General features: G+C 63.4%; 2 protein-coding genes. Both read right to left on the reverse strand.

Going from position 1 to position 2,456, the window contains the following annotated elements:
* Positions 1–55: 55 nt before the first annotated feature.
* Positions 56–832, reverse strand: a complete 777-nt coding sequence (gene istB / locus PG2093B_RS08885) for an IS21-like element helper ATPase IstB (protein WP_095615609.1) — start codon at positions 830–832, stop codon at positions 56–58.
* Positions 833–855: 23 nt separating this feature from the next.
* A complete protein-coding gene (gene istA / locus PG2093B_RS08890) occupies positions 856–2,307 on the reverse strand; it encodes an IS21 family transposase (protein WP_095615679.1) in 1,452 nt (483 codons plus the stop codon).
* Positions 2,308–2,456 lie beyond the last annotated feature (149 nt).

Here is a 2,456-nt window from a genome sequence, read left to right on the forward strand (position 1 = left end):
TGTATTTTGTCAAGTCGGTGTTTTGGTTTTGGTCATGTAGTTTTTTCGGTTTTGGTCATTGGGGCATGCTGGTCGTGGTTGATTGGTTGTTGGTGTGGTCGAACATGAGGGCTTCGCTCATGCGTCGGCTTGGTCCGTGGAATTCGATGAGGCGTCCGTGGTGGACGATGCGGTCGACGATCGCGGCGGCGAGTTTGTCATCCGCGAAGATGGTGCCCCATTTGCCGAATTCGATGTTGGTGGTGAAGATGATGCTGCGTCGTTCATAGGCGCCGGCGATGATCTGGTAGAGCAGGCGGGCGCCGTCGATGTCGAAGGGCACGTAGCCGAATTCATCGAGGATGATCAGATCGGCGCGGGCCAGGTCCTTGAGGATCTGATCGAGACTGCCGGCGCGTTTGGCCTTGCCCAGTTGCAGGACGAGTTCGGCGGTCTGGCAGAAGCGCACGGCGCGTCCCTGTCCGATGGCTTTGACGCCCAGGGCGGTGGCCAGGTGGGTCTTGCCTCGTCCGGTGCGTCCGTAGAAGACGAGGTCCTGGGCGTGGTCGAGGAACTCGAGGCTGGTGAGTTGGTCCCTGGTGTAGCCGTCGGGTAGTCGCACGTGGGTATAGTCGTAGCCGTCGAGGGTTTTCATGACGGGGAACCTGGCGCGGCGCAGGAGTCGTTCGCGTTTGGCGGTGTCGCGGTTGTCGAGCTCGCATCGCAGCATGCGCCCGATCGCGTCGATCTGGCGGGGCGTGGCCCACGAGAGCGTGTCGTCGATGGTCGCGGTGGAGATGAACAGGCTTCTGGCGTCGGCGCGCAGGCGTTCGATGCCGTCGTTGGTCTTCATGGGGTCGTCTCTCCTTGTGTGGGTCAGTGGCGGAAGGCGATGTCGTATTCGCTCAGGTCGATGGGATCGTCGTATTCGATGGGGTCCTGTCCGGCGGCCAGGCGTGAGGCCTGTAGTTCGACGCTGGCCGGGTCGAGGCCGCCGGTGGCTTCCAACGTGTCGTCCATGGCTTTGACGGCGTGTTCCCAGCCGTTGTCGCGGCTGAGCGTGAGCAGGGTCCTGAGATGGGCCTGCCGGTCGATGCCGTCCTGCAGGTCGAGCCATGCGGCCAGCGGGTCCGGCAGCGCGTCGCGCACCTGGCTGTTGCGCCATGCGTTGGGCCTGTGGCATAGCGTTTCGAGTTGTGTGATGGGCTCCTGGCTGTTCGTGGGCTGCTCGCCGTAGGCGCGTTCGTGTATCGCGACGGGCGCGCCCTTCGCGTCGAGGATCTCGACGCTTCCGGCGCGCAGCCCGACGATCAGCTCGCGGCCCGCGTGCTCGGCACCGGCCAGGTAGCGGTGGCGCCGCTCGAGGACGATGATGCCGTACTTGTCGGCCTTCATGCGCCGGTATTCGACGACGTCCATCGCCACGTCCGGCAATGGCAGGAGCGCCGCACGGTCGTGCGCGAACAGTTCGATCTCCCGGCCGTCCTTGCGGTAGTGGGGTTTTTCGGCCAGCCCCATGCATTTGTCGAACAGGGCCGCGTTGAACCCCTCGAACGACCACGCGGACGGGACCGGCACGAACAAGGAACGGCGGATGGCGCCGACCTTGGCCTCGACATTGCCTTTCTCATGGCCGGCATGGGGATTGCACAGCGACGAGTCAAAACCGTAATGGGCGCGGAAACGGCGGAACACCTCGGTATAGCGCACCTCGCCGGAACGCCGCCGCCTGCCGACGCCCGCGGCGTTGTCGAACACGATGCGCGTCGGAACGCCGCCCAGACGGGTGAACAGGTCCTTCAGGGCCTGGCAGGTGCATTCGGCGTTCTCGCCCGGCGTCAGGCACGCGACCGCGGTGTTCGAATGCGGGAACGAGAGCACGAAATAATGCATGCGCCGGCGCACTCCCTTCCAGTACACGTCGCTCTGGCCGAAATCGGCCTGCGCCTCGCCAGGATGCCACGACAGGTCCAGAAAGCCGCGCTGGCGTTCAAGGCCGAACTCACGTTTGAGCTCGCGCACCTTGCGCGTCACGGTGGACAATGACACATCAGCGCCGCACTCATCAACCAGACGCCGGTGGATACGGGTCGCCGTATGACGCTGCTTCGACCACGTCCGCCGGTCCTCGGCCAACCAGCCCTCGATCAACGGCACCCACCGGTCGATCTTCGACGGCCGCTCACGCCTCACCGGCGGCCTGTCGGACAGGTCGACCTCCCTGAGGTACTTGCGCACCGTCGGCTCGCTGATACCCAGCTCGCGCGCAATCGCGGCGACGGACGCACCTTCCTTTCGCATGCAACGGATAGAGTGAATGACGGACATGCTGATCATTGCCTTTCCGGACCTTTCAACTGGAAGAAGTCAGACGCTCCCAGTCAAACAAGGCCCTGTAACAGTGGTCGGCATGCTCCCATGACCAAACCCGAAACTTTTACATGACTAAAACCGCAATCTCTAATTGAACACAAACA

This window comes from Bifidobacterium pseudolongum subsp. globosum, assembly GCF_004155535.1.
Taxonomy (GTDB): domain Bacteria; phylum Actinomycetota; class Actinomycetes; order Actinomycetales; family Bifidobacteriaceae; genus Bifidobacterium; species Bifidobacterium pseudolongum_C.